The 25,817-nt window shown below is 70.4% G+C and carries 26 protein-coding genes; 8 read left to right on the top strand and 18 right to left on the bottom strand.

Features of this window, described 5'->3' with window-relative positions:
* On the bottom strand, positions 1 to 1,236 hold the full coding sequence (locus AB0C38_RS06490; protein ID WP_360667353.1) for a DUF445 domain-containing protein: 1,236 nt from the start codon (positions 1,234 to 1,236) through the stop codon (positions 1 to 3).
* A gap of 3 nt (positions 1,237 to 1,239) precedes the next feature.
* A complete protein-coding gene (locus tag AB0C38_RS06485; protein WP_360667350.1) occupies positions 1,240 to 2,031 on the bottom strand; it encodes an Abi-alpha family protein in 792 nt (263 codons plus the stop codon).
* 82 nt (positions 2,032 to 2,113) lie between these two features.
* On the opposite strand from AB0C38_RS06485, the gene AB0C38_RS06480 reads away from it, so the two are divergent.
* Positions 2,114 to 2,935: a maleylpyruvate isomerase family mycothiol-dependent enzyme gene (locus AB0C38_RS06480; protein WP_360667347.1), complete on the top strand. Its 822-nt coding sequence runs from the start codon at positions 2,114 to 2,116 to the stop codon at positions 2,933 to 2,935.
* A gap of 17 nt (positions 2,936 to 2,952) precedes the next feature.
* On the opposite strand, the gene AB0C38_RS06475 is transcribed toward AB0C38_RS06480, so the two are convergent.
* From AB0C38_RS06475 to AB0C38_RS06460, 4 genes are read right to left on the bottom strand one after another with little or no spacing between them, the layout of a single operon-like run.
* Complete coding sequence (locus AB0C38_RS06475) at positions 2,953 to 3,387, bottom strand: lipopolysaccharide assembly protein LapA domain-containing protein (RefSeq protein WP_360667345.1); 435 nt, start codon at positions 3,385 to 3,387, stop codon at positions 2,953 to 2,955.
* Between the two features lie 46 nt (positions 3,388 to 3,433).
* On the bottom strand, positions 3,434 to 4,573 hold the full coding sequence (locus AB0C38_RS06470) for a dipeptidase (RefSeq protein ID WP_360667342.1): 1,140 nt from the start codon (positions 4,571 to 4,573) through the stop codon (positions 3,434 to 3,436).
* Between the two features lie 42 nt (positions 4,574 to 4,615).
* Entirely contained in the window at positions 4,616 to 5,218 is a 603-nt protein-coding gene (locus AB0C38_RS06465) for an alpha/beta hydrolase (protein ID WP_360667339.1), read from the bottom strand.
* Positions 5,215 to 6,180, bottom strand: a complete 966-nt coding sequence (locus AB0C38_RS06460; protein WP_360667336.1) for a ring-cleaving dioxygenase — start codon at positions 6,178 to 6,180, stop codon at positions 5,215 to 5,217. The genes AB0C38_RS06465 and AB0C38_RS06460 overlap by 4 nt, the downstream gene beginning before the upstream one ends.
* An 83-nt stretch (positions 6,181 to 6,263) precedes the next feature.
* Between AB0C38_RS06460 and AB0C38_RS06455 the strand changes: the two genes are divergently transcribed.
* Complete coding sequence (locus tag AB0C38_RS06455) at positions 6,264 to 6,710, top strand: MarR family transcriptional regulator (RefSeq protein ID WP_360667333.1); 447 nt, start codon at positions 6,264 to 6,266, stop codon at positions 6,708 to 6,710.
* 3 nt (positions 6,711 to 6,713) lie between these two features.
* On the opposite strand, the gene AB0C38_RS06450 is transcribed toward AB0C38_RS06455, so the two are convergent.
* From AB0C38_RS06450 to AB0C38_RS06420, 7 genes are all read right to left on the bottom strand, one after another.
* The gene (locus AB0C38_RS06450; protein WP_360667330.1) at positions 6,714 to 7,568 is read right to left on the bottom strand and encodes an amidohydrolase family protein; all 855 of its coding nucleotides are present in this window, start codon (positions 7,566 to 7,568) and stop codon (positions 6,714 to 6,716) included.
* Positions 7,565 to 9,109 carry a benzoate-CoA ligase family protein gene (locus tag AB0C38_RS06445; protein WP_360667327.1) on the bottom strand — a complete coding sequence of 515 codons (1,545 nt, stop codon included), beginning with the start codon at positions 9,107 to 9,109 and terminating at the stop codon, positions 7,565 to 7,567. Before AB0C38_RS06445 ends, AB0C38_RS06450 begins: the two co-directional genes overlap by 4 nt.
* 8 nt (positions 9,110 to 9,117) lie before the next feature.
* A complete protein-coding gene (boxB, locus tag AB0C38_RS06440) occupies positions 9,118 to 10,539 on the bottom strand; it encodes a benzoyl-CoA 2,3-epoxidase subunit BoxB (protein ID WP_360667324.1) in 1,422 nt (473 codons plus the stop codon).
* Between the two features lie 5 nt (positions 10,540 to 10,544).
* Positions 10,545 to 12,164: a 2,3-epoxybenzoyl-CoA dihydrolase gene (boxC, locus tag AB0C38_RS06435; RefSeq protein WP_360667321.1), complete on the bottom strand. Its 1,620-nt coding sequence runs from the start codon at positions 12,162 to 12,164 to the stop codon at positions 10,545 to 10,547.
* A 32-nt stretch (positions 12,165 to 12,196) separates the two neighbouring features.
* The gene (locus AB0C38_RS06430; protein WP_360667318.1) at positions 12,197 to 12,634 is read right to left on the bottom strand and encodes a hypothetical protein; all 438 of its coding nucleotides are present in this window, start codon (positions 12,632 to 12,634) and stop codon (positions 12,197 to 12,199) included.
* A gap of 90 nt (positions 12,635 to 12,724) precedes the next feature.
* The gene (locus AB0C38_RS06425) at positions 12,725 to 13,627 is read right to left on the bottom strand and encodes a GNAT family N-acetyltransferase (protein ID WP_360667315.1); all 903 of its coding nucleotides are present in this window, start codon (positions 13,625 to 13,627) and stop codon (positions 12,725 to 12,727) included.
* Positions 13,628 to 13,779: 152 nt separating this feature from the next.
* Positions 13,780 to 16,206, bottom strand: coding sequence for a glycoside hydrolase family 3 C-terminal domain-containing protein (locus AB0C38_RS06420; RefSeq protein ID WP_360667312.1), 2,427 nt, complete (start codon positions 16,204 to 16,206; stop codon positions 13,780 to 13,782).
* A 74-nt stretch (positions 16,207 to 16,280) separates the two neighbouring features.
* Here AB0C38_RS06420 and AB0C38_RS06415 point away from each other — a divergent pair, with 74 nt between their 5' ends.
* Entirely contained in the window at positions 16,281 to 16,862 is a 582-nt protein-coding gene (locus AB0C38_RS06415) for a TetR/AcrR family transcriptional regulator (RefSeq protein WP_360667309.1), read from the top strand.
* Between the two features lie 2 nt (positions 16,863 to 16,864).
* Here AB0C38_RS06415 and AB0C38_RS06410 read toward each other — a convergent pair whose 3' ends face one another.
* Positions 16,865 to 17,248 (bottom strand): PPOX class F420-dependent oxidoreductase, encoded by a 384-nt coding sequence (locus tag AB0C38_RS06410; RefSeq protein WP_360667306.1) that lies wholly within the window; start codon positions 17,246 to 17,248, stop codon positions 16,865 to 16,867.
* Positions 17,249 to 17,260: 12 nt separating this feature from the next.
* Positions 17,261 to 17,848: a dihydrofolate reductase family protein gene (locus AB0C38_RS06405; RefSeq protein ID WP_360667303.1), complete on the bottom strand. Its 588-nt coding sequence runs from the start codon at positions 17,846 to 17,848 to the stop codon at positions 17,261 to 17,263.
* A 91-nt stretch (positions 17,849 to 17,939) separates the two neighbouring features.
* Here AB0C38_RS06405 and AB0C38_RS06400 point away from each other — a divergent pair, with 91 nt between their 5' ends.
* A complete protein-coding gene (locus tag AB0C38_RS06400; protein ID WP_360667300.1) occupies positions 17,940 to 18,395 on the top strand; it encodes a helix-turn-helix domain-containing protein in 456 nt (151 codons plus the stop codon).
* Between the two features lie 2 nt (positions 18,396 to 18,397).
* Here the strand turns inward: AB0C38_RS06400 and AB0C38_RS06395 are convergent, their stop codons facing one another.
* Positions 18,398 to 18,844: a helix-turn-helix domain-containing protein gene (locus AB0C38_RS06395; RefSeq protein WP_360667297.1), complete on the bottom strand. Its 447-nt coding sequence runs from the start codon at positions 18,842 to 18,844 to the stop codon at positions 18,398 to 18,400.
* A gap of 49 nt (positions 18,845 to 18,893) precedes the next feature.
* Between AB0C38_RS06395 and AB0C38_RS06390 the strand changes: the two genes are divergently transcribed.
* From AB0C38_RS06390 to AB0C38_RS06375, 4 genes are all read left to right on the top strand, one after another.
* Complete coding sequence (locus AB0C38_RS06390) at positions 18,894 to 19,361, top strand: DUF1579 family protein (protein ID WP_360667294.1); 468 nt, start codon at positions 18,894 to 18,896, stop codon at positions 19,359 to 19,361.
* A gap of 374 nt (positions 19,362 to 19,735) precedes the next feature.
* Positions 19,736 to 21,685, top strand: a complete 1,950-nt coding sequence (locus AB0C38_RS06385) for an ABC transporter ATP-binding protein (protein WP_360667552.1) — start codon at positions 19,736 to 19,738, stop codon at positions 21,683 to 21,685.
* Positions 21,686 to 21,789: 104 nt separating this feature from the next.
* Positions 21,790 to 23,265 carry a wax ester/triacylglycerol synthase family O-acyltransferase gene (locus AB0C38_RS06380; RefSeq protein WP_360667292.1) on the top strand — a complete coding sequence of 492 codons (1,476 nt, stop codon included), beginning with the start codon at positions 21,790 to 21,792 and terminating at the stop codon, positions 23,263 to 23,265.
* The gene (locus AB0C38_RS06375) at positions 23,265 to 24,149 is read left to right on the top strand and encodes an alpha/beta hydrolase (protein ID WP_360667289.1); all 885 of its coding nucleotides are present in this window, start codon (positions 23,265 to 23,267) and stop codon (positions 24,147 to 24,149) included. The genes AB0C38_RS06380 and AB0C38_RS06375 overlap by 1 nt, the downstream gene beginning before the upstream one ends.
* A 77-nt stretch (positions 24,150 to 24,226) precedes the next feature.
* Here the strand turns inward: AB0C38_RS06375 and AB0C38_RS06370 are convergent, their stop codons facing one another.
* The gene (locus tag AB0C38_RS06370) at positions 24,227 to 24,988 is read right to left on the bottom strand and encodes a fumarylacetoacetate hydrolase family protein (protein WP_360667286.1); all 762 of its coding nucleotides are present in this window, start codon (positions 24,986 to 24,988) and stop codon (positions 24,227 to 24,229) included.
* Positions 24,985 to 25,785: a 2-keto-4-pentenoate hydratase gene (locus tag AB0C38_RS06365; protein WP_360667283.1), complete on the bottom strand. Its 801-nt coding sequence runs from the start codon at positions 25,783 to 25,785 to the stop codon at positions 24,985 to 24,987. The genes AB0C38_RS06370 and AB0C38_RS06365 overlap by 4 nt, the downstream gene beginning before the upstream one ends.
* Positions 25,786 to 25,817 lie beyond the last annotated feature (32 nt).

Below are 25,817 nucleotides of genomic sequence, written 5' to 3'. Positions count from 1 at the left end.
CTAAGCCGCCAGGTGCTCCAGCAACAGCACTTGACCTTCACCGACCGCGAACCCCAGCACCGCGCCCGTCGCGATCAGGATCCACTCGTCCTGCTCGAAGGCCGGCCGCAAGAGCCGCTCGAACTCGTGCGGGGACAGCTCCTTCATCTTCGACACCAGCACGTTCCGGATGTCCATCGCGTCGGTCGCGTAGTCCTCGATGTAGCGCATCGTCTCCGGCAGCCGCGACATGATCTGCGAAGCGATCGCCAGCTTCATGTCCTGGTACCTGCGGCTGCCCACCGCGAACACCAGCACCGGCTTCGCGACGCTCCCGAGCTCCCGGTCCAGCTGACGCTGGATCAGCGCCAGCACGCGATCGGACAGCGGCCCGTGCAGGATCGCCTCGATGACGTTGTGCGGGGTGATGATCTCCTGGGCGATCAGCGACCCGTACGCCTCCGCGACCTCCGCGCGCCGCTTCAGGAACAGACCCTGCCACTGCACTCCGAAGTACCGCCGCGGCTCGATCGGGTAGAAGATCATCCGCAGCGCCAGCCAGTCGGTGAACCAACCGGTGAACAGGCCGAACAGCGGCATGATCAGCGGGAACTTGAACAGGATCCAGGCGACCATCTGGATCACGCCGATCGCGCCGCCGAAGACCAGGCCCGAGCGCGCGATGAACTTGAACTCCTTCGCGCCCGCCTCCTGGAAGATCCGGTTCAGCAGCCGCTTGTCCTTGACCAGGCTCGTGACGACCATGCCCTTGAGGTCGAACACACTGTCCACATCGGACTTGATCAGGTCGAGCACGGCCGCGACCATCCGCGGCGACTCGTGCTGGACGCGCTCGATCACCAGCCGCTGCACCCGCTCCGGCAGCGACTCCCACAGCCCCGGCTGGTAGTGCCCGGCCACCTCGCGCACGATGTCCTCGACACCCGCGAGCAGCGGTTTCTCGATCTCCTGGGCAATGCGAGAAGCGTCCAGCCGCGCGACGACCTCCGCCGGCTTGATCAGCTGCTCGGTCATCGTGTCGCAGGCGATGCTCGCCATCCGCGCGGCGCGCTTGGGCACGATGCCCTGCCAGCCGAGGAACGGCTTGACGCCGATGAACTCCACCGGCTGGAACATCATCCGGATCGCGACGAGCTTGGTGCCGTAGCCGATCAGCGCGGCGACGACCGGGATCGAGACGTAGAGGGGCCAGTGCTGCGCGAAGTCGGCGACGATGCCGGCGAGGAACGACCCCATCCGCTAGCCGAAGCTCGGGTCGCAGGCCTGCCAGAACTGCGCGCCCAGGCGCGAGATGTGGATCGTCCGCCGGACGTACTTCGCGCGTTTGACGTGCTTCTCGGCGTCGCGCACGGTCTCGTCGGTCAGCAGGATCTCGTACTGCGTCTCCAGCGACGGCACCTCTTCGTCGAGGTCGACGAGGCCCAGCCCGATCAGCCGCGTGACGTACCCGGGCACCTGGTCGGGCAGCGACACCCCGGCCGCCTTGCCCACCGTCGACGCGTTGCGCAGCGCGACGCGCCCGCTGCTGCCGAGGCCGGTGCGCTCGACGACGTCGATCGCGGGGAACGGCGAGCCGTCCGACAGCGCGGACAGGATGCGTGCCTCGTCCGGGGTCAGCTGCCGCAGGATGATCGCGTAGAAGTACTCGCGGGCGCGCTCGCGGCCGAAGCCGATGGAGTGGTTGAGCAGCTCGGCCATCGCGGCGCGCAGCGGCTCGGCGTGGTTGTCGCGCGCGGGCACGATGGTGACCGCGGCTTCGACCTTGCCGGGCACCGCCGGGCGGTTCATCGCGGACGCCGCCGTCAGCGCCGCGTGGTAGGGGTCGTCGACCTCGTCGAGGCGGCGGCGCAGCTCGCCCAGCAGCTGCCGCTCGACCTGCCGCACCCCGCGTTCGGCGGTCTCGACGCCGGGGAGCCTGCGCCCGAGCGCGAACCCGGTGCGCGCGGCCCAGCCGGCCAGCTGGCCGGCGCGGCGGGCCAGGTCGGCCACCTCGTCACCGGCGCCCCGGCCGTTCGGTCGCTCTGCGTTCACGGGCGGACTCCCCTCTGCTCACGGGCTGATGCTACCTGCGGGTAGGCCGAACGGTGGTGTGACCACCGGCATGATGTGCACCATGAGTCCGACCCGCTGGGGCCCGCCGATCGACGTCCTCCCGTACTTCTCCAAAGAGGAACAAGCGCTGATGACGCTGCTCGGCGCGCTGACCGACGAAGACTGGCTGCGCCCGACCGGGTGCGCGGGCTGGTCGGTCAAGGACGTCGCCGCTCACCTGCTCGGGGACAAGGTCGGCCGGCTGTCCCGGAGCCGCGACGGGCACGCGCCGGAAGCCCCCCGCCCGGGTGAGTCCTTCCCCCGCTTCATCGACCGGATCAACGAGGAGTGGGTCGTCGCCTGCCGCCGTCTCTCGACGGACGTCCTGCTCACGATGATGTACGAGTTCATGGGCCAGACGACCGAGTACTGGGCGAAGCTCGACCTCGACGTCCTGGGCGAGCCGGTGAGCTGGGCGGGCGACGAGCCGGCGCCGCGCTGGCTCGACGCGGCGCGCGACTATTCGGAGTTCTGGGTCCACCACGTGCAGATCCGCGAGGCGCTGGAGCACACGCCGCTGGAGGCCGAGTACGCCGAGCCGATCGCCGACACGTTCGTCCGCGCGCTGCCGCACACCCTGCGCGACGTCGACGCGCGCGTCGGGAAGCAAGTGGGTTACACGGTCACCGGCGCCGGCAAGTGGTACGCCCGCCGCGAGCGCGATGGCTGGGTCCTGGACCGGGGCGCGCCGCCGTCGCGCACCCCGCTGGCCACCGTGACGACGGACCTGGACACGTTCTGGCGGCTCTGCACCCGCGCCGCGCCCGACCTCGGCCGCGTGCGGACTTCAGGCGACGAAAACGTTTGCGCGCAGGTACTGACGATGACGTCGATCATCGTCTGAGTCCGCCACTTTCCGCCTCAGCGGCGGCGGGCCTGCTTGCGCAGCTGCATGATCCGGGCCCCGCCGATCAGCGCGACCAGCACCGCACCGCCGATGGCCGAGAACAGCATGGCGATGGCCAGCGGCAGGCTGCCTTCGGCGCCGAAGAAGTGCACCGTCGCCGGGTCGAGGTTCTGCAGGATGAAGACCAGCAGCACGACCAGCACGACCAGACCGGCGATGACCGCGACCCAGGTGCCGCTGATCCGCGTCGGCCGGCTCCGCTTCCTGGTGGCCGCGCCGGTCTTGGCCGGCGCCGGGAGCACCGGCGTGACCTCCTCGGCGCCGGGCCGGACGTCGCCGGCGCGCAGTTCGGCGGGTTCGAGGGCGCCCTCGGGCACCTCGTTCCCGGGCAGGTCGTGGTTGGTCGGGCCGGTGGGGCGGCCGGCCGCGTCCCCGCGCGCGTGCGTCATGTGCTCAGTGTCCGTCCCGCACGCGGGGAGCGCTGTGTCAAACCCCCTAACGGGCGAAGCCGTCCACCTCCCGCAGCACGCGGAGCGTGTTCTTCCCGGCCAGCTTCGCGCAGTCCTCGTCACTCCACCCGCGCTCGAGCAGCGCCGCGAACAGCACCGGGTACTTGGACGTGTCCTCCAGGCCCTCCGGCAGCGAGCCGACGCCGTCGTAGTCGCCACCGAGACCGATGTGGTCGATCCCGGCGACCTCGCGGGCGTGCTCGATGTGGGCGACGACGTCGTCGACGGTGGCCTTCGGCTTGACCGGGCCGTCCCACTCCTTCACGAACTCCCCGCGCTGGGCCAGGTTCCGGTACTCCTGGCCGGCGGCTACCATCGCGGCCTTCAGCTCGTGGTCCCACGCGGTGACCTTCGGCGAGATGAACGCCGGCACGAAGGTGGTCATCGCGACGCCGCCGTTGCCGGGCAGTAGCGCCAGGACGTCGTCCGGGATGTTGCGCGGGTGGTCGTTCACCGCGAGGCACGAGGAGTGGCTGAAGATCACCGGCACCGAGCTGACCTCGATGGCCGCGCGCATCGTCGTCGGCGCGACGTGCGACAGGTCGACCATCATCCCGATCTTGTTCATCTCGCGCACGACGTCGCGGCCGAACTCGGTGAGCCCGCCGTGGGCCGGCTCGTCGGTGCCCGAGTCCGCCCAGGTGGTGTTGAAGTTGTGCGTCAGCGTCATGTAGCGGACGCCGAGGCGGCGCAGGATCCGCAGCACGCCGAGCGACTCCGCGATGCTGTGCCCGCCCTCCGCGCCGAGCAGCGACGCGATCCGGCCGTCGGCGAACGCGGCCTCGGCCTCGTCCGCGGTGTCGACCAGCCGGAGCCGGTCGGGGTAGCGCTCGGCCAGCTGGTGGACGACCTCGATCTGCTCCAGCACCGCCGTCACGGCGCTGTGGCCTTCGAACTCACAGGGCACGTACACCGACCAGAACTGCATCCCGAGCTTCCCGTCGGCGAGCTTCGGGAAGTCGGTGTGCAGGGCCGGCTGCCGGACGGTCAGGTCGAGCGACGCGGCCGCCTCGACCGGGTTCGGGCCGCCGTGCTGCCGCAGCTCCCACGGCAGGTCGTTGTGCCCGTCGGCGAGGATGACCCCGTCCAGCAGTTTCGTAGCACGCTGCAGTGCCTCGTTAGTCATCACCCGATCGTAGGGCGCGCCGATATACGGTCCGTACAAACGTCAGGGCATGATCCACTTCGCGGCCGCGCGGACGCCGTCCGGCGTGATCGTGTGCCCGCCGGTGTGGCGCTCGGTGACGACGTCGGCCCCACGCGCGCGCAGCAGCCCGATCAGCTCCTCCGTGGACGCGAGGGGCGCCATCGGGTCGCGTTCGCCGTTGGCCAGGAAGACGCGGGAGCCGGACAAGTCGTTCGACGGCGGGTCCGGGACCGGCGACATCGCCGCGAAGAGGGCGGCTTCGCGGACGACGTCCGGCCGCAGCAGCGTCACCGCGGCCGCGATGTTGGCGCCGTTCGAGAAGCCGACGGCGACCAGCCGGCGGTCGCCCAGCCCGTACTTCTCCCGGGCTTCCAGGACGAAGTCCGCGAGCTGGTTCGCGCGCTTGACGACGTCTTCGTGGTCGAACACGCCCTCGGCGAGCCGCCGGAACCAGCGCGCCGCGCCGTACTCCGACACCGGGCCGGCCGGGGCCAGCACGGCGGAGTCCGGGCTCAGCTCGCGCGCCAGGCCGAGCAGGTCGCCGGGGCTGCCGCCGGTGCCGTGCAGCAGGAGCAGCAGCGGCGCGTCCGGCGAACCTTCGACGTACTCGTGCTCCAGCGTCATGACAGCTCCGGGTTGTTTTCGGTGGGGAGGTCGAGCTTCGGCAGCATGTGCTGGATCTCTTCGCGGCGCGGCTCCAGCCACGGCGGCAGCTTGAGCGCGCGGCCCAGCTCCAGCAGCGGCTCGTCGATGGCGAACCCGGGCTCGTCGGTCGCGACCTCCAGGAGCGTGCCGCCGGGCTCGCGGAAGTAGATCGAGCGGAAGTACTGGCGGTCCAGGATCGAAGTAACGTGCACGCCCTGGTCGACGAGCTCTTCGCGCCAGGCCTTCTGGGTGTCCTCGTCCGGCGCGCGCCAGGCGACGTGGTGCACGGTGCCCGCGGCGACCAGCCCGCGCGGCGCGTCCGGCGTCACGAGGACGTCGACCAGCGCGCCGGGCCCGCCTTCGCCGGCGGCGAAGCGCAGGCGGTTGCCGTCCTGGGTGGCGAAGCTGAGGCCGAGTCCGTCGGTGAGCATGCCGGCGGTGGCGTCCTCTTTGGTCACCGAAAGCGTCACCGAGTGCAGGCCGCGGATCGCGTGCTCGGCCGGGACCAGCTCGGTGTTCCACGGGTCGCGCGGGTCGCCCTGCGGGTGCGCGACGAGGGCGAGCTTCAGGCCGTCGGGGTCGCGGAAGGTGAGCGTGTCCTCGTCGTCGGCGTTGCGGACCTGGCCGGTTTCGATCTTCTGCGCGTCGAGGTGCTGCTTCCACCAGCCGATGGAGGCCTCGGGAACGGAGAACGACGTGGTCGTCGCCTGGCCGGTGCCGTGGCGGCCGCTCGGCGCGTCGGGCCACGGGAAGAAGGTCATCAGCGAGCCCGGCTTGCCGGCGCTGTCGCCGTAGTAGAGGTGGTAGGTGCCCGGGTCGTCGAAGTTCACGGTGGTCTTCACCAGCCGCAGGCCCAGGGTCCGCAGGTAGAAGTCGGCGTTGCGCTGCGGGTCGCCGCCGATCGCGGTGACGTGGTGCAGGCCGGACGTCTTGATCGCCATGGTTGCCTCCTGGATTCAAGGTAACCGCAGAACCTCTCGCGAGCAAGATATATTCCGTGCAGACTTTCCGGTAGGCTGGCCGGGTGGATCCGAAGACCGACGACGACGAGATCGTCACCTGGTGGGGCCTGGTCATCGAGGGCTACCTGGCCACGCAGGACAAGCTGATGGGCGAGATCGCCGACCGCCTCGGCCTCGCGCCGGCGTCGTTCGACATCCTGCTGCGGCTGGTCCGCTCGCCCGACCACCGGATGCCGATGACCAAGCTGGCCACCGAGGCGGCGCTGTCCAGCGGCGGCTTCACGAAGGTGGCCGACCGCCTGGTGGCGGCAGACTTGATCTGCCGCGTCCCGAGCCCGGACGACCGCCGGGTGACGTTCGCGGCGCTGACCGACCACGGGCTGGACATGGCGAACAAGGCGAGGACGGCGGCAGCGGAGATCCTGCGGCGCATCGTGCTGACGCCGTTGGGTAACGACGCGCCGGCACTCGCGGAAGCGATGCGGACACTGCGCGCGTTCAACGCTTGAGTGCTAGGCCAGACCGGGCATCAGCTTCACCGCGTTACCCCCGAGAACGCCGGTCAGGACGTCCTCGGGCCAGCCCAGCCCGATCAGCGCCCGCACGTTCTTGGCCACCGAAGGCACCCCCGGCCAGTCCGTCCCGAACACGAACTTCCCCGCCAACCGCGCCAGATCGAACCGCTGGTAGTACTCCGGCAGCTTCTTCGGTGGCAGCCCGGCGAGATCCAGCCAGACGTTCTCCCGCGCCAGCGCGAGGAACGCCGCCACGTCGTACCACCAGCCGCGACCACCGTGGGCGAAGACGAACTGCAGCGAAGGAAAGTCCTCGATCACATCGGACATCAGCTCGGGATTCCCGAAACTCGTGCGGGAGCCCGGAAAGCTCGACGTTCCCGAGTGGAGGATCACCGGCACCCCACGCTCGGCACACAGCGAATAGACCGGGTACAGCTCCTTGTCCGCCGGGGAGAACGCGCCGTGCACCGGGTGGATCTTCAGCGCCACCGCACCCAGGTCCAGCTGCCGCGAAACCTCGGAAGCCGCCGGGTGGTGCAGATACGGATTGACGTTCGCCACCAGCCGGAACCGCGAAGGATTGTGTGCCACCAAAGGCAAGTTGTCCTCGATCGGCTGGATCCCCGTCGCCCGTGGACTGTATTCGCAGAACAGCAGCACCCGGTCGACGCCCTCGGACTCCATCAGCTCGTCCATCGCCGAGGGGATCACCTCCCCCGAAGAGGAGTACACCGAACGCCACGGGTACGACCCCGCGAAGTCGTGCGCCCACTGCGTCCAGGCGGGTTTGAGCGTCGGCAGGCGCGGGGTGTGGACGTGCGCGTCCACCACGAAGTAACCGTCGATCACGTGCTGGGCACCACCCGCAGGACGTCCCGGACCTGCTCGCGGATCACGTTCCGGCGGATCTTGCCCGTCGCCGTCTTCGGCAGTTCCGCCAGTTCGACCACTCCTCGCGGACGTTTGAACGCCGCGAGGCCCTCGCGGCAGAACTCGATCAGCTCGGCCGGGTCCACGGCGAACCCGGGGGCCGCCACCACGCACGCCACCGGCTTGTCGAGCCCGTCGGCGTCCGGTGCGGCGACCACCGCCACCTCCGCCACCGCCGGGTGCCGGCGCAGCCGTTCCTCCACTTCGGACGGTGATACCCAGATCCCGCCTGCTTTCAACATGTCTCCGAACCGGCCCAGACAGGAATACGTGCCGTCCTCGTTCCGCACGTAGCTGTCGCCGGTCCGCAGCCACTCGCCCTGGAACACGAGCTTCGTCGCGTCGTAACGCGCCCAGTAGCCGGTCGCCGTCGATGGACCGGCCACGAACAGCTCGCCCGGCTGGCCGGCGGCGTCGATCACCGCGCCCGCCTCGTCGCGGATCTGCACGGAGTACCCGGGCACCGGGACGCCGGTGCTGCCGGGCCGCACCGCGCCGGGCTGGTTCGACAGGAAGATGTGCAACGCCTCGGTGGACCCGATGCCGTCGAGGATCTCCAGCCCGAAGCGGGCGCGGAACCGTTCGAACAGCGACGCCGGCAGCGGCTCGCCGGCCGAGACCGCGTGCCGCACCGAAGCGAACGAGTCGTCCGGGACGTCGCTGGCGAGCAGCGCCGCGTAGAACGTCGGGACGGCGAAGAACAGCGAAGGCTCTTCTTCACGAGCCCGTCTGGCGAACAACGCCGGCGTCGGACGCGAAGGTTCGAGCAGTGTCGTCCCGCCCGCACCGAGCGGGAAGAAGCACGAATTCCCCAGCCCGTAGGCGAAGAAGAGCTTGGGCACCGACAGGAACCGGTCGACCGGGGTAGTTGCCAGCACGCTGTGCGCGTACGTCTCGCACACCGCGCGGATGCTCGCGTGCCGGTGCATCGCGCCCTTCGGCTGTCCCGTCGTCCCGGACGTGTACAGCCACAACGCGGGCGAGTCCTCCCACGTCTGTCCACTTCGGAACGAGCCGGCCAGCGAAGACCACTCGTGCGTCCGGACGCCGAACCCGGCCGCGTCGGACCGGTCGAGCAGGACGTCGGTGACCTCGGGCGCGAACCCGAGCGCGGTCACCGCCTGCTCGGCGAACTCGCCGGACACGCACAGCAGGCGCGCCCGCGAGTCGGCCAGCATCTTGCCCAGCTCGAGCCCGGTGACCATGGTCGAGACCGGCACGGCGACCGCGCCGGCCAGCATCGCGCCGAGGATGCCGGTGAGCAGCTCGACGTCGTCGACCATGCAGAACATGACACGCTCTTCGGGCCGCACCCCGAGCTCGGCGAGCCCGCCCGCGACGCGCCGGGACTCGGCCGCCAGCTCGGCGTAGGTGAGCGTGCGGCGGGGCGACACGACCGCGGTCGCGTCCGGGTGCCCGGCCGAAAGCAGGTACTCCGCGGCATTGAACCCTGTCGCCACCAGGCCTCCTACGTGAGGTAGACGTACTCGTAGTCGAAGGGCTTCCCGTTGATGCCCTGCCGCGGCGGGGCCACCCAGCTCGCGATCTTCCCCCGCTCGTACACCGGGTGCATGAGCGAGCGGACGAACGTCAGGTCCTCGGTGGTGGGCAGCCACTTGTTCTTGCCGGCTTGCCAGGTCGTCTCGTCGACGATGGTGCCGTCGGGAGTGACGTGGTGGCCGGAGTTTATGCCGACTTCCCGGTTGAAGCCAGGGTGCGGCAAGCGGAACGTGAAGTCGATGCCGGCGTCGGCGAGGATCTTGTTCCACCGTTTCACGCCGGTCTGGCAGTCCGTCACGTACTCGCTGCGCAGGTCGAGGTTCAGCAACAGGATCGCCTGCAGCTCCTCCGACGTCCAGGTGCCGTCGCCGGCCGGTTTCTCCAGCGTGCGGGCGTCCCCGGTGAGCTTGTGGTCGTCCTTGCGGCGCGTCTCCTGCCAGCGGCCCTTGAGCCCGGCGGTGTAGTAGTTCGCCGCGTTGGTCGACGTCTCGCTGCCGAACAGGTCGAGCGAGACGGTGTAGTGGAAGTTGATGTACTTCTGGATGAGCTCGAGCGGGATCCCACCGTGCGGGCCGATGTCGCGCGTGTCGTGCTCGCGGATCAGCTCGGCGCTGCGGATCACCACGCGGTCGACACCGGTGGTGCCGACCATCATGTGGTGTGCCTCCTCCTTCAGCATGAACTCGCAGGTGCGCGAGAGCGGGTCGAAGGAGCTCTCCTTGAGCGTGCCGAGCTGGTACTTCCCGTCGCGGTCGGTGAAGTAGGTGAACATGTAGAAGGCCAGCCAGTCGGCGGTCTCCTCGTTGAACGCGCCGAGGATGCGCGGCGCGTCCGGGCTGCCGGAATTGCGCAGCAGCAGCCCTTCGGCCTCGTCACGGCCTTCGCGGCCGAAGTAGGCGTGCAGCAGGTACACCATCGCCCACAGGTGCCGGCCCTCTTCGACGTTGACCTGGAACAGGTTCCGCAGGTCGTAGAGGCTCGGCGCGGTGAGCCCGAGGAGCTTCTGCTGCTCGACGGACGCCGGCTCGGTGTCGCCCTGGATGACGATCAGCCGCTGCAGGTCGGCGCGGTACTCGCCGGGCACCTGCTGCCAGACCTCCTCGCCCTTGTGCTCCCCGAAGGCGATCCGCCGGTCCGGGTCGCGCTCGGCGAGGAAGATGCCCCACCGGTAGTCCGGGACGTTGACGTGGTCGAAGTGCGCCCACCCCTCCCGGCCGACGCTGACCGCGGTGCGCAGGTAGACGCCCTGCGTCTCCAGCGTCGGGCCCATCTCGCCCCACCAGTGCATGAACTTCGGCTGCCAGCCCTCCAGCGCGCGCTGCAGCCGCCGGTCCTCGGAGAGGTTGACGTTGTTGGGGATCTTGGCGTCGTAGTCGATCTTCTCGGGCATCTGCGCTAGACCCGCTTCCTGTCGAAGACGGCCTTCTGACCCGTACCGTATCGGCGCAGCGCGCCTTCCGGCCCGGATGCGTTCGGCCGGGTGAAAATCCAGTTCTGCCAAGCCGCCAGCCGGCCGAAGATCTTGGTCTCGATGGTCTCGGGACCGACGAACCGGTGGTTGGCTTCCATGCCGGTGAGGGCGTCCGGGGACAGCGACGCCCGGCCTTCGAGCGCGATCCGGATCTCGTCCTCCCAGTCGAGGTCGTCCGGGGCGTCGGTGACCAGGCCGAGTTCGACGGCTTCGGCCGCGCTCAGCTCGTGGTTCTTTTCGCGCGCGAGCCAGGCGAGGTGGTCCTCGTCGCCGTAGAAGCGCGTCTGCAGGCGGGTCAGGCCGTTGCCCATCGGGAACGGGCCGAAGTTGGCTTCGCTGAGCCTGATCGTCGCGCGTTCGTCGGACTCTTCGTCGTCGATCGGCGGCCCGTCCAGCAGGTACTGGCGGTCGGCGGCGAGCGCGAGTTCGAGCAGCGACCCGGCGAAGCAGCTGCCGGGCTCGATCAGCGCGATCAGCGTGCGGCTGGTGACGTCGAGACGCTTGAGCGTGCGCTTGAAGTACTGCGTGATCTCGTTGCCCAGCCAGTCCTTCGCGCCGAACACGGCCCGTTCGTGCGCGAGCACCTTCTCCGGGTCGCCCTGCGTCTTCAGGATCCAGGTGCCGGCTTCGACCTCATTGGTGCGCAGCCGCAGGATGGCGTCGTCCAGCTCGCGGGTCATGGCGAGGAACCAGCCGTTCGCGCCTTCTTCGTGCAGGTCACCGGGGTCGTTCTCGGGCCCCTTGATGGTGATCGTGGCCTGATCCTTGGTCACTTCTATGTCGACATAGCGATGTTCGAGCGGGGTCAGCTCGATGCCGCCCTCACCGGTCCGGTCGGACTCGCGCGCGATCTCGCGGGCCCGCTTCGCCACGGCCTCGCGGAATCCTTGCCGCGGCACCAGTTCGTCGACCAGGCGCCAGTCGACCGCGGTCTTGCCCTTGACGCCGTCCGAGCGCGTCGCGAAGACGTCGGCGAGATCCCTGCGCACACGCCGTTTGTCGACGACCCGGGTCAGGCCACCGGTACCGGGCAGCACACCGAGTAGCGGCACCTCGGGGAGCGCGACGGTCGACGAGTTGTCGTCGATCAGGAGGATCTTTTCGCAGGCCAGCGCGATCTCGTAGCCCCCGCCGGCACAGGTGCCGTTCACCGCGGCGACGTACGTCTGGCCGGAGTGCGCGGTGGCGTCCTCCATGCCGTTGCGCGTCTCGTTGGTGAACTTGCAGAAGTTCACCTTCCAGTGGTGCTCGGACGCGGCGAGCATCCGGATGTTCGCGCCGGCGCAGAAGACCTTGTCCTTCGCGCTGGTCACCACCACCACGCGAACCTCGGGGTGCTCGAACCGCAGCCGCTGGGTGGCGTCGTACAGCTCGATGTCGACCCCGAGGTCGTACGAGTTGAGCTTGAGCTCGTAGCCCGGGACGAGCCCACCCTGTTCGTCGACGTCCAGTTCCAGCCAGGCCACCTCCCCGTCGAGCTGGAGGCGCCAGTGGCGGTACTCGTCCGGACGGCGGTCGAAGGTCACCGGTGTGGTGGTGGTCACTCATCCGAGTGTCTACATAGTTCCGACGAACGTCAATGTTGTGTAGAAACTTGATCTCGCGAGGTCACCCGGTTGAGCGTCGCCCAGGCCCACGTGAGGAACACCCACAGCGCGAGCCCCGCTGCGGCATCCGTGAAGATCGTCGCGAAGAAGAACCCCGGGATCTGCGGCACGCCGGTCAAGAAGTGGCCGAGGGTGATCATCCCGGCCAGCGAATAGACCAGCAGGAAGGCCAGCGCCCGCGGGTAGCGGCCCTGCCGGTACGCGCGGTAGCCGAGCCAGCCGAACGTCGTGAACAGCACCCAGCCGAAGGCGACGACGATCCCCGAAACCATCGCCGGGATGCCCGGCAGCTGCGGGTAGTCCGCCACCCGGATGGTGTTGTGCGTGTAGTGGATTGTGGTGCTGAGCAGCGAAAAGGCAAGGATCACGCGAAGCGGCGTCAGACCCTTCTCCTGCAGAACGTCCATCTCGGGCCCCCTGTAACCGACTTGATAGATCGCTCTAGCGACGGTACCGCGAGACGGCCGCGCCGGGCAAGACGCGGCCGCCTCGGGGGGTCACACCAGGTCGATGCGGTGCTGCGTCACCGGGTAGCCCGCCTTGGCGAAGGCCTTGGCCATCGGGACGTTGCCGACGTCGGTGCCCGCGACGATCTTGTCCGCGCCGTACCCGACGAGGTCGTGCGTGGCCTCGACCAGCAGGTCGTACGCGTAGCCGTGGCCGCGCTGCTCCGGCACCACGGCGACGTACCCGACCACCGGGTCGTAGGCGTTGCGGCTCGGCAGCGTGAGCCCGACGAGCTCGCCCTCGGGCGTGTACGCCAGCCGCCACCAGTCCCGCGGCGCCGGCATCCACAGCATGATGTCGAGGTCTTCGCGCGCGGCCGCGTCGAGTCCGTGCTCCTCGATCGTCTTCCGCACGTGCGCGTCGAGGCTGCCGACGTGCACCCGCTTGAAGACGTCCAGGAACACGCCGTCGTCCGGCTCGGGCCGGAACTCGAGCCTGCCGGGTCGCTCCGGCAGGCCGTTTCCGGGCGTCCAGCAGAACCGGTAGCGCTCGACGAGCTTGCGGTAGCCCGCCTTCTCGGCCGCCTCGACGCGGATGGTGACCTCGTGCGCGACGTCCGGGTCGTCCTGCCAGCCGGGCGGCGTGGTCAGGGAGTACTCCGCGCGCAGCGGCACCCGCTTCAGCAGCTCGACGCCCGCGTCGAAGTCGGTGAAGTCGAACCAGTCGAGCGCGATCGGCGTCTCGTCCTTGGGCGTGCCCCACCACGCGGCCCGCGCCACGACGACGTCGTCGCGCAGCGCGACCCAGACCCACTCAGGCCGGTATTCGCCCTTCGCGGCCATCTCGACGAAGTCGTTGCCGAACAGCTTGCGGCCGACGAGACCGCGGTCGGGCAGGGAGGTGAACAGTGTTTCTTCGCCCGCTTCGAGCGGGCGCACGACCAGATCGGTCATGGAAGTCCTTCCGGGAGTACACGCTCCCGGTCAGAAACCCGGCACCCTCGAGGCGAGGTGGGAGCGCGTGATCGGTTGCGTGATCATCGGACCCACCTCCCTTTCGCTCGTTCGGGGTGCTCGGCCGAAGTTAGAGGGCTCGCGAGTCCCCGTCAACGGATTTTCTGAAGAACGACTCTCGTGCTCAGCCGCGGCTGAGCGTAGGAGTGCGAAGCCTCCAGGACGTACTCGCCGGCGATGTGCTGCCAGCCGTCGCGCCAGACTTCGGCGGACCTCGGCCTGATGGCGATGTCGGTCTCGACGGCCTCGCCGGGGCCCGCTTCGACGCTCGCGAAGCCGACCAGCCAGCGCGGCGGCCGGTCGCCGCGTTCGGTCGGGGCCAGGTAGAGCTGGACGACTTCGCGACCCTTGCGCGTCCCCGAATTGCGTACGCGGACCCGGACGCGTGCGCCGCCTTCGTCGTCCGGGAAGACGTCCAGCTCCTCGTACACCCAGGTCGTGTAGCCCAGGCCGTGGCCGAACCAGTACGCGGGTTGTGCGTCTGCGCGCGCCCAGGCGCTGTAGCCGATGTACACGCCTTCGCCGTACTCGAGGACGCCTTCTTCCGGCGTCACGTCGGTAACCGGCGCGTCTTCGAGCCGCACCGGCCAGGTCGTCGGCAACCGGCCGCCGGGCTCTTCGCGGCCGAGGAGGACGTCGGCGAGCGCGTCGCCGCCGGCCTGACCGGGGAACCAGGTGAGCAGCACCGCGGCGACGTCGTCCCGCCACGGCAGTTCGACCGGGGAGCCGGCGTTGACGACGACCACGGTGTTCGGGTTGGCCGCCGCGACCCTGGCGACGAGTTCGTCCTGCCTTCCCGGCAGCGCCAGGGAAGTCCGGTCGTAGCCTTCGCTCTCGACCTCGGCGGTGGTGCCGACCACGACGACCGCGACATCCGACTTCCCCGCCAGGGCAACGGCTTCGTCGAGGGCGGCGTCCGGGTCGAGCACCGGGCCGCGGTGGCCGAGCGCGAAGGTGACCCAGGCGAAGGTGCCGCGGGCGAACTCCGCCATCTCCGACGGGATCCAGTACGTCAGGCTGACGTCGACGAGCTCGCCCGCCGTCAGCTCGACCTCCCGGCGCTGCTCGATCACCTGCATGATCGACGTGAAGACGTCACCGCCTTCGGGCAGGTTGACGCCGTCGAAGAGGGTCTGGCCGCCGACGTCGAGACGGAGGTCGCCGGGGCCGGTGACGGCGAAGGTGTGCGTGCCGCTTCGCTCCGGCAGGTAGGTGCCTTCGATCTCGACCGACGCGAGCGTGGCGAGGTCGAGCCCCTTCGGCAGCTCGCCGATCCAGTGGATTTTGGCTTCCCTGAGCGGAAATTCAGCCAATCGGGTGCCGTCCGCGGCCTTGGCGGTCGCGCGGAGCCGGAAATTGTCGGTGGCCGGCGGTAGCGTCGTTCGCGGATCGGCACCGATGGCGAACGCGAGGTCGGTGCCGGGGGGAACGGCCCTCCGGAGGCCGTCGAGAGGGGAGACGATGTGATCGGGGAACACGGTGGCGCTGCCGCCGCCGAGGATCTTCGGGTCCGCGGCCAGCGCGCCGATCAGGGCGATGCTCTGCGGTTCGCGCAGGGGGAGCACGCCGGTTTCGTTGCTGAGCAACACGAACGACCGGTGCGCGACCTCGCGCGCGATCGCGTCGCCATCCACAGTGGACTGCGCGGTGACGGGGCTGCCGCCGAGCGCGCCGGTCCGGTGGGCCAGCAGGAGCACGCGGCGCACCATCTCGTCGACGACGTCTTCGTCGACTTCGCCGCCGCGCACGGCTTCCGCGAGCTGCTTCCCGAAAACCGTGCGGGGGCCGGGCATCGCGACGTCGAGGCCGCCATTGGCGGAGGCGACGGTGTCGCGCGCGGCCAGCCAGTCGGAGACGACGAAGCCGTCGAAGCCCCATTCGTCGCGCAGCACGCCGTTGAGCAGTTCGGCGTGCTCGGTCATCGTGGTGCCGTTGACGCTGTTGTAGGCGGCCATGATCCCCCACGGCTTCGCCCGCCGGACGATGAGCTCGAACGGCGCGAGGTAGAGCTCGCGCAGCGCGCGCTCGCCGACGTGGACGTCGGCGGTGAAGCGCTCGGTCTCGAAGTCGTTGGCGACGAAGTGCTTGACCGTGACGGCGACCCCGCCGTCCTGCACGCCGGTGACGTAGCCGGCGCCGATCATCCCGGTGAGGAGGGGATCTTCCGAGTAGCACTCGAAGTGGCGGCCGCCCAGGGGCGAGCGCTGGAGGTTGACCGTCGGGGCGAGGAGGACGTGCACGCCCTTGCGGCGGGCCTCCTGCGCGAGCAGCCTGCCGGCGCGCACGGCCAGCCGCGGGTCCCAGCTCGCGGCGAGCGCTGTCGGGCTGGGGAGCGTCACCGAGGGGTCGTCCGGGCTCCACCGCACCCCGCGGACGCCGACCGGGCCGTCCGAGAGCACCAGGGACTGGAGCCCGACCCGCGGGAGCGCGGGCAGGCTCCAGACGTCCTGGCCGGCGAGCAGGCCCGCCTTGGCGTCCAGGTCGAGCTCGGCCAGCAGCGCGTCGACGTCGAAGCTCATGGAGACGTACTGTACCTGGCGATGAGTAGTGAACGTTACGCTTCCGTGACAGCCTGTCCCGTAGGCTCGGGATCATGACCCGGGCCAGGGGCGCCGACCGCCGAGCGAGCATCGTCCGAGCGGCGTTCGAGGTGATCGCCGAACGTGGCTATCGCGGCACATCGCTGGCGGCGGTGGCCGAGCGCGTCGGGCTGACCCAGCAGGGACTGATGCACTACTTCCCCGCGAAGGAGGATCTGCTGGCGGCGGTGCTGGAGGCCCGCGACGAGTGGGACCTGCTGCACTTCGGGCACGCCCCGCCGGGCGACGAGTCGGCGATGACGGTCAACCAGCTGGCCGAACTGGTCGACTACAACGCGTCCCGGCCGGGGATCGCCCAGACGTACACGGTCCTGTCGGCGGACAGCGTCACGGAGGACCACCCGGCGCGCGAGTACTTCCACGACCGCTACGAGCGGGTGCGGGCGGGCATGACCCAGATGCTCGAACGCCACCGCGACGAGCTTCCCCCGGGGGCCACCCCGGAACAGCTGGCCCCGATCGCGATAGCGGTCCTGGACGGCCTGCAGCTGCAGTGGCTCCTCGACCCGGCTCAGGTCGACGTGCCCGCGGGGTTCCGCACGTTCTTGACCCTGCTGGGCATCAAGCCGGACTGACGTCAGCTCATGCCGACGCTCTGCCGTTCGACCTCGATCAGCCCGACGACGCGTACCTCGTCACGCGAGTAGGGCTGGCCGATGTACTTCGTCGCGATCCGGTCGACGATCGCCCAGGCGGCGTCGCCCTCGATCCACTCGGCCAAGCGGCCGCGGATGATCACCGGCTCGAACGGGTTGTCCGCCGGGGTCAGGGACAGCGCCACCCGCGGGTCGCGGCGCAGGTTGCGGGCTTTCTGCGAGCCCGGCCCGGTCATGATCGCGAGGTACTCCCCCTCCGGGTCCACCCAGACCGGGATCGAGTGCGGGGCTCCGTCGGGCAGGAGGGTGGCGAGGTGACCCACCACGGCGGTTTCGACGATGCGGCGGACGTCAGCGTTGATCATGGTGTTTCCCCTTCAGTTCACTGCGTAATGGAGGTGGGTGACGCCGGGGGCGACGACGGCTTCGACGAGCCGCAGCCGGATGTGCGAGGGCAGTTCCTGGAAGAAGGACCGGCCGCCGCCGAGCAGGACGGGCACCTGGTGCAGGACGAACTCGTCGACGAGGCCCGCCGCCAGCGCCGCGGTCAGGACACCGCCGCCCATGAGGCCGACGTCCTTACCCCCGGCCGCCTCTCGCGCGGCCTCGATGGCTTCCTTGACGTCGCCGAACAGGGTCTGCCGCTCGGTCAGCTCAGGCGCCGGCCGGTGGCTGACGAGGAAGAGCGGGGCGTTCGGGTGCGGGCTGCCGCCGCCGAAGTGGTCCGAGTCCTCGTAGGTGTTGCGGCCCGCCACGATCGCGCCGACGCGGCCGGCGAGGTCGTCGAAGACGCGGGCGCTCGGCTCGCTGAGGTTGAAGAAGTCGAACACCCGGCTCTGCGTGTCGCCGTCGGTGTACCAGTCGAAAAGCGTTCCGCCGTCGCCGAGGCCGTGCCCGGGGCCGGCGCCGCGGCCGGTGATGTACCCGTCCACCGATACCGCGTGGGCACTGAAGACCTTGCTCATCGCCGCGATCCTTTCGGAGTTCCTTGAGGAGACTCCAGAACCGTAGCAGCTCAAGTTCCTTAAGGGAACCCTGAGTGGTAAAGTGGCCCTCATGCAGCGGACGAACTTCAGCGAACTGGCCGCGTGCTCGATCGCGCGCACGCTCGACGTCATCGGCGAGCCCTGGTCACCGCTGATCCTGCGGGACGTGTGGGTCGGGGTCAGCCGGTTCGAACAGATCCAGGCCGACCTCGGCATCTCCCGCAAGGTCCTCACCGAGCGCCTGAACCACCTCGCCGACCAGGGCATCGTCGAGCGGCGGCCGTACGACCGGCGGCCGCGCTACGAGTACGTCCTGACCGAAAAGGGCACCGAACTCGTCGACATGCTCATGGTCATGACCCGCTGGGGCGACAAGTGGCTCGCGGGCGAGGCCGGCCCGCCGGTGCTCTACCGGCACCACGCGTGCGGCGAGATCACCAGCGTCGACCTCCGCTGCACCCACTGCGGCGAGCCGATGCACGCACGCGACGTCGACCCGCTCCCCGGTCCCGGCGCGGCGAACTGACCTCAGAGCAACCGCGGCTGGGCCACGACCTCCCGCAGCCGCCGCAAGGTCCGCAGCGTCGTCTCCAGGTCCTCCTGGGACACGGATCCCGCCACGCCCTCCGCCCAGTCGACCTGCGCCGCCCCCAGCTCGCGCAGCGCTTCCTTCGCCTGCCGCGTCACCGACAACAGGGGCGCCCGCGCGTCAGCCGGGTTCGGCAGGCGGTCGAGCATTCCGTTGCGCAGCAACCGGTTCACCGTCTCCTGCACACTCTGGCGCCGCAGGCCACGGCGACGCGCGAGTTCCGCCGCGGTCGCCGGGCCGTCCTCGAGGAAGCCGAGCACCTGCCACTGGGCCGCCGTCAGCCCGACCGGCTCGGTCAGCGCGTCACCCGCCGCCAGGAAGCCGCCGTTGCACGCGAAGACCGCGTCGATCACCCGGGTGAACGTCTCGGCTCGAAGGGACCGCATGCGTGCTAGTCTCGCACATCGACAGGTACCTGTCGAAATGGAGACGACCATGGACATGCCCACCCTCGGCCCCGCGCACGACGCCCTGAAGGCCTTCGCCGGCGACTGGACCGGCACCGAAGACCTCGCCGCCTCGCCATGGGCGCCGGCCTCGACCGCACGCGCGACCTGCGAATACCGCCTGGCACTCAACGGTTTCGCACTGATCCAGCACTACCGCCAGCACCGCGAAGACGGCTCGGAGTTCCTGGGGCACAACATCTTCACCGTCGACCCGCGGACCGGCGAAACGCTCTGGTACGGCTTCGACAGCTACGGCTTCCCGCCCGAGTCACCCGCCCGCGGCGACTGGGACGGCGCCACGCTCGTCCTGGACAAGAAGACCGCTCGCGGGGTGGCCCGGCACCGGCTCACCCCGGACGGCGACACCCTGACGCACGAAATCGACGTCAAGATGGGCGAAGACCGCGAATTCAGCCCATTCCTGCGGGCGCGGTACACCCGGGAAAACGGGTAGGAGGAAACAGGCGACGCCCCTCCCCCCTGACCCGAGGACGTCACCTGTTTCCGGTCTCTGCCACCACATCCGCGGGCCTGCCGACACGGGCGGCCCAGCGCTGGGTCAATTACACAACAATTATTAGTTATTCCATCTTGCTTGTTTCCGCGCCCTGCAGCGAGTGTGTCCCCGATGCCGCCGGAGGCCCAGAGAAAACGATTACTTTCACCCGAACGGCCTAGCGCCTGCACCCGCCCACCGGGAGCCCGCCGCCGCGCGGGCGGCCGGAACTGTCGGACCCCCGGAGTACAGATGTAGGCGTGCGCAGATCCGCCGGAACACCCCAGGACACCACGGAATCGCCCCCGCTGATCGGGGTCGAGAACCTGAAGATGCCTGAGTGGGCGCGCGTCGACGAACGCGTGGCCGACGCCGGGTTCGGCCAAGCCGTGCGCGCGCTGCCGGCCGCCATCGCCGTCGTGCTGCGGCTGGCTTGGCGGACGTCGCCGCGGCTGACGCTGCTGGCCGGCTTCGTGCACGTCGTGTCCGGCTGCGTCACGGCGTTCGGGCTGCTCGCCACCGCGAACGTCTTCACCGCCCTGCTCGAACAGGGCCCGACCCCGGAGCGGGTGCGGCAGTCGCTGCCGGCGATCGCGGTCGTCATGGGTTCGTACGCGGCGCGCGCGTTGCTCGACGCCGCCGTCGCGGCCGTCGAGGGAGCGCTGCGGCCACGCGTCACCGCGGCGGCCGACGACGCAGTGACGGCGGCGGTCGTGCGCGTCGGGCTGATCGCGTTCGAGGACGCGGACTTCCGGGAGCTGGCGCGCCAAGGCGCGCGGTTCGGCGTCCGGGCGATCGAGACCAGCCTGCGCCGGGTGGCCGACCTGACGTCGTCGGCGATCTCGCTCGCGGCGGCGATGCTCACCGCGGGGCTGCTCAACCCGTGGCTGGCCCCGGTGCTGCTGCTCGCCGCGGCGGCCGACGGCTGGGCCGCGGCCCGCGTCGCGAAGCTGAACTACCGGCACTTCATCGACACGGTCGGGCGCAACATCCGCAAATCGGTCGTCGAGGAGGTCGCGACCTGGCGGTCGATGGCCCTCGAACGGCACGCGCTGACGCTGCAGGAGCCGTTGCTCGGCGAGTACCGGCGCATCTCGCGCAGCCTGACGCGGGAGGAGGTCCGGCTGGCGCACCGCAGCAACCTGGTGCGGACCACCGGCCGGGCGGCGGCCGGGTTCGGCACCGCCGTCGCGTACCTGGTGCTCGGCTGGCTGCTCTACTCCGGCGGGATGGAGCTGGCGCTGGCCGGCACGGCGGTGCTGGCGATGCGCACGGCGTCGACGGCGCTGTCCAACACCATGCGCGCGGTCAACTCGCTGTACGAGGACTCGTTCTACATCGGGTTCTACAACCAGCTGCTGGTGGAGTCGGCGAAGCTGCAACCGCCGCCGGCGGCGCTGTCCGCGCCCGCGGACCCGGCCGAGATCCGGCTGGAGGGCGTCACGTTCACCTACCCGGGCCGGGGAAGCCCGGCGTTGCGGGACATCTCGCTGACGATCAAGCGCGGCGAGGTGGTCGCGCTCGTCGGCGAAAACGGGTCGGGCAAGACCACTCTCGGCAAGCTGCTGACCGGGCTGTACCCACCGGACGAAGGCGTGGTGCGATGGGACGACATCGACCTCGCGCACGCCGACCCGGCGTCGGTGCACGCGAACATCGCGGTGATCGCGCAGGAACCGGCGGAGTGGCCGATGACGGCGGCGAACAACATCACGGTGGGCTGCCTCGGCCGCGCCGACCCGGACCACCGGGCGTGGCGCGAAGCGGTGGACTACTCGGGCGCGGACGAGGTGATCGAGTCGTTGCCCGCCAAGGAGAACACGGTGCTGTCGAAGAAGTTCGACGAGGGCCACGACCTGTCCGGCGGCCAGTGGCAGCGCATGGGCATCGCTCGCGGCATCTACCGCGACGCCTCGGTCCTGGTGGCCGACGAACCGACGGCGGCGCTGGACGCCCGAGCGGAGGCCCGGGTGTTCGCGGGTCTCCAGCACGCGAGCACGTCCCACCACGGCCGCCGCACGACGGTCCTGGTGACGCACCGCCTGGCCAACATCCGGTCAGCCGACCGGATCCTGGTGCTGGAGAAGGGAAGGCTGATCGAGCAGGGCACCCACGACGAGCTGATCCGCGCGCGCGGCACGTACCACGAGCTGTTCGAAATCCAGGCGCGCGCGTACCGCAACGGCACCGAGGTCCCAGCGCCGCGAGCCACCGGCACGGTCTCGTCGTCGCCACGAGAAGCGCCGCACCCCGCACCAGGTACACCGGGCAGGTCGGTATGAAGGCCTTCTGACCGTCCGAGCGGGTGGATCGCCGCACCCGGCCAGCGGATTTACCCCCGCCGACCCCGCGGGGCAGACTGGCGTGCCCAGCCCGAGGAGGCGCGATGCGTCAGCTCACCGCCCTGGACGTGCAGTTCCTCAACGCCGAGTCGACCACCACGACCGGGCACGTCGGTGGCCTCTCGATCCTCGATCCCGCCACCGCGCCGAACGCCACCCTGACCCTCGACGACCTCCGCGAACTCATCGGCGAGCGGCTGCACCTCGCGAAACCGCTCCGCTGGCGGCTGCTGCCCGTGCCGCTCGGGCTCGACCACCCCTACTGGATCGACGATCCCGAGTTCGACCTCGAGTACCACGTCCGCGAGATCGCCCTCCCCGCCCCGGGCGACGAGCGGCAGCTCGCCGAGCAGATCGCGCGGCTCACCGCGCGGCCGCTCGACCGGCGGCGGCCGCTGTGGGAGGCCTACCTCGTCCACGGCCTGCAGGACGGCAACGTCGCCGTCTACACGAAGGTCCACCACAGCGCCATCGACGGCGTCTCCGGGGCCGAGCTCATCGGCGTCCTCATGGACACCACCGCCGAACCGCCGCCGCTGAAACCGCCGAAGACACCGCAGAAGGAGTCCGTCCCCACTCCTGTCGCACTCGCCCTCAACGGGACGAAGAAGCTCGCGCTGCACCCCGTCAAAGCCGCCATGCAGGTGCCGAAGCTGCTGCAGCACCTCGACGAAGTCCCCGGCCTCGGGCGCTACCCCGGCGTCGGGCTGCTCGCGAAGGCCGGCAGCGTGCTCAACCGCGTCACCCGCCAGGGCTCCGGACGGCACGAGGCCGACCGGCCGCGGCTCGTCGCGCCGGACACTCCGTTCAACGGGCCGATCAGCCCGCACCGCCGGTTCGCGTACGGCTCGCTGCCCCTCGACGAGGTCAAGCACGTCAAGAACGCCTTCGGCGTCACGGTGAACGACGTCGTGATGGCGCTGTGCGCGAGCGTGATGCGCCGGTGGCTCGTCGACCACGACGCCCTGCCCGACCAGCCGCTCGTCACGCTCGTCCCGCTGTCGGTGCGCACGCCCGAGCAGGCGAAGGACGCCGGCAACCAGGTGTCGGTCATGCTCGCGCCGCTGCCGACGCACCTCGCCGACCCCGCCGCGCGGCTGGCCGAGGTCACCAGCGCGATGGTCGCCGCGAAACAGCGGTACCAGCCGCTGCCGGCGTCCTGGCTGGTCGACTTCAGCGGGATGCTCCCGGCCGCGCTCGGCGGGCTCGCCGCCCGCGCCACCATGAAGTTCCTCGGCGCCACCGCGCCGGTGGTCAACCTCGTCGTGTCGAACGTCCCCGGGTCGCAGAGCCCGCTGTACCTCGCGGGCGCGCGGCTGCTCGCGAACTACCCGGTGTCCGCGATCACCGACGCGAGTGGCGGGCTGAACATCACCGTGATGTCCTACGACGGCAAGCTGGACTTCGGGTTCGTCGCCTGCCGCGAGCTGATCCCGGACGTCTGGGACCTGATCGATCACCTGCACGACGCGCTGGCCGAGCTCACGAAGCTGGCCGCCGAGCACACCCGGGAGGCCTGATGGCGGAACGCGTCGCGGAGGTCGGCGGCGTCGAGCTGTGCCACGAGACGTTCGGCGACGCGGGCGGCCGGCCGCTGCTGCTCGTCATGGGCCTCGGCGCGCCGATGATCTGGTGGGACGAGGAGTTCTGCGAAGCCCTTGCCACACAGGGGTTTTACGTCATCCGGTTCGACAACCGGGACGCCGGGCGGTCCAGCCGGATGCGCGGCCGGGCCAACCTCGCGCAGGCGTACCTGCTGCACCGCGCGCCGTACTCGCTCGCGGACATGGCCGCCGACGCCGCCGGGTTGCTGGACGTCCTGGACGTCCCGGCCGCGCACGTCGTGGGTGCGTCGATGGGCGGGATGATCGCGCAGACCCTCGCCATCCGGTATCCCGAGCGGGTGCTGTCGCTGACGTCGATCATGTCCAGCACCGGCGGGCGGCTGGTCGGCCGGCCGAGCGGCAAAGCGATGTCGATGCTGGTCAGCACGCCGCCGCGCACCCGCGCGGACTACGTCGAGATGCTCGTGCGGACGTTCCGGCTGATCGGCTCGCCGGGCTACCCGTTCGACGAAGCGCGCATGCGCGACCGCGCCGAGCGCACGTTCGACCGCGGCGTCCACCCGGGCGGGACGCTGCGCCAGCTCGCGGCGATTATGGCCGAACGCGACCGCGGGCCACGGCTGCGCCGCGTCCGGGTGCCGGCCCTGGTGGTGCACGGCGCCCGCGACCCGCTGGTCCACGTGTCCGGCGGCCGCGCGACGGCCCGCGCGATCCCCGGCACGGACCTCGACATCGTCCCCGGCATGGGCCACGACCTGCCCCGCGCGGTCTGGCCGCGGGTGGTCCGGGGCATCACGCGCATCGCCGACCGGGCGGAAACTCCGATCTCGCGTGATTGAGCACGGAACTCGCGTGATTGGGCGCGCATCTCGCGTGATCAGAGGGGCATCACGCGTGATTTGAGGGTCGACACGGCCTAGGACGAGAGGGTGATCGAGCCCAGGTGGGAGAAGTGGGCTGCGACTCGGGAGCCTCGGCGGACCGGGACCGCGTCCGTCATGCCGCCGGTCAGGACCAGCCAGCCCGGCTCCAGGGCCAAGCCCCGCGCGCCGAGGGCGTTCGCCGCCAGCGCCAGGGCCTCCGCCGGGTGACCTTGGACGGCCGCGCCCGTGGCCGTGTCGACGATCTGGCCGTCGACCTCCAGCAGAGCCGCTTCCAGGGAGAGGTCCAGAGAAGACGGCGGCAGACCGACCGGGCCGACACTGAAGTACGCCGAGGAGCCGTTGTCCGCGACGGCGTCCGGGAGCGTGAAGCGGTAGTCCGCGTACCGGCTGTCGATGACCTCCATGCCGCCGTACACGCGGTCGACGGCGGCCAACGCGGTCGCCGCCGTCACGCCGGGGCCCGCCAGCCGCTCACCCAGCACGAAGACCAACTCCGGCTCGGCGCGCGGGTGGATCAGCGAGTCGTGCGGCAGGGGCGCGCCCGCCGGCAGGACCATCGCGTCCGTCAGCCAGGCCAGCAGCGGCGAGTCGATGCCCATCCGCTGCTGCTTCGCCCGAGACGTCAGGCCCAGCTTCAATCCGACCAGCGTCTCGCCGCGGGCCCGCCGCAGCCGCAGGGCCTCGTCCTGGATCGCGTACGCCGTGTCGACGTCCAGCCCCGGCCAGTCCTCCGAGAGCGGCGAGCGCTCCGAAACCGTCCCCAGCAGCGCGGCGGCCGCCTCGCGCACGTTCATGATTCCTCCGAAACAGGCGCGAAGACCGCGGTGACGCTGCCGAGGCCGGCGATGGTCGCGACGATCGTGTCGCCCGGCGACACCGGGATCGCCCGGGTCATCGACCCCGGCAGCACGACGTGCCCGGGTTCGAGGGTGACGCCCAGCGGCCCCACCGTGTTCGCCAGCCACACCAGCGAGTTCAGCGGCGAGCCGAGCACCGCGCCGCCCGCGCCCGTCGCCGCCACCTGCCCGTTCTGGTACAGCACGCAGCCGGCCAGCCGCAGGTCCACCGCACCCAGCGCCGTCGGGCTGCTGCCCAGCACCACCCCGCCGGAAGACGCGTTGTCGGCGATCGTGTCGAACAGCGAGATCTTCCAGTCCTGGATCCGCGAGTCGACGATCTCCAGCGACGGCAGCACGAAGTCCACCGCGCGCACCGCGTCGGCGACCGTGACGCCGGGGCCGCGCAGCGCCGAGCCGAGCACGAAGGCGATCTCCGGTTCGATCCGCGGCTGCAGGAAGGCCGACGTCGGGATCGCCTGGTGCTCGAGGTGGAACATGCTGCCGGTCAGGTGCCCGTAGTCGGGCTGGTCGACGCCCATCTGCCGCTGCATCGCGGCGGACGCGAGCCCGACCTTGTGCCCGCGGACGGCGTCACCGCCTTCGACCCACTGCCGCACCTGCTCCTGCTGGATCCGGTACGCGTCCTCGATCCCCGCTTCCGGGTAGGTCTTGATCAGCGGCTCGATCGGTTCGCGCGTCGCGTAGGCCCGCCCCAGTACGGCGGCGGCCTCCTGCACCTTGCTGACGTCCACGCCGGGAACTCTGCCGTGCACCCAGTCCGTAC

The organism is Amycolatopsis sp. NPDC048633 (genome assembly GCF_040650695.1).
Taxonomy (GTDB): Bacteria; Actinomycetota; Actinomycetes; order Mycobacteriales; family Pseudonocardiaceae; genus Amycolatopsis.
Note: the sequence above shows the minus strand (reverse complement) of the source record. Positions and strands in the feature narration are given on the sequence as shown.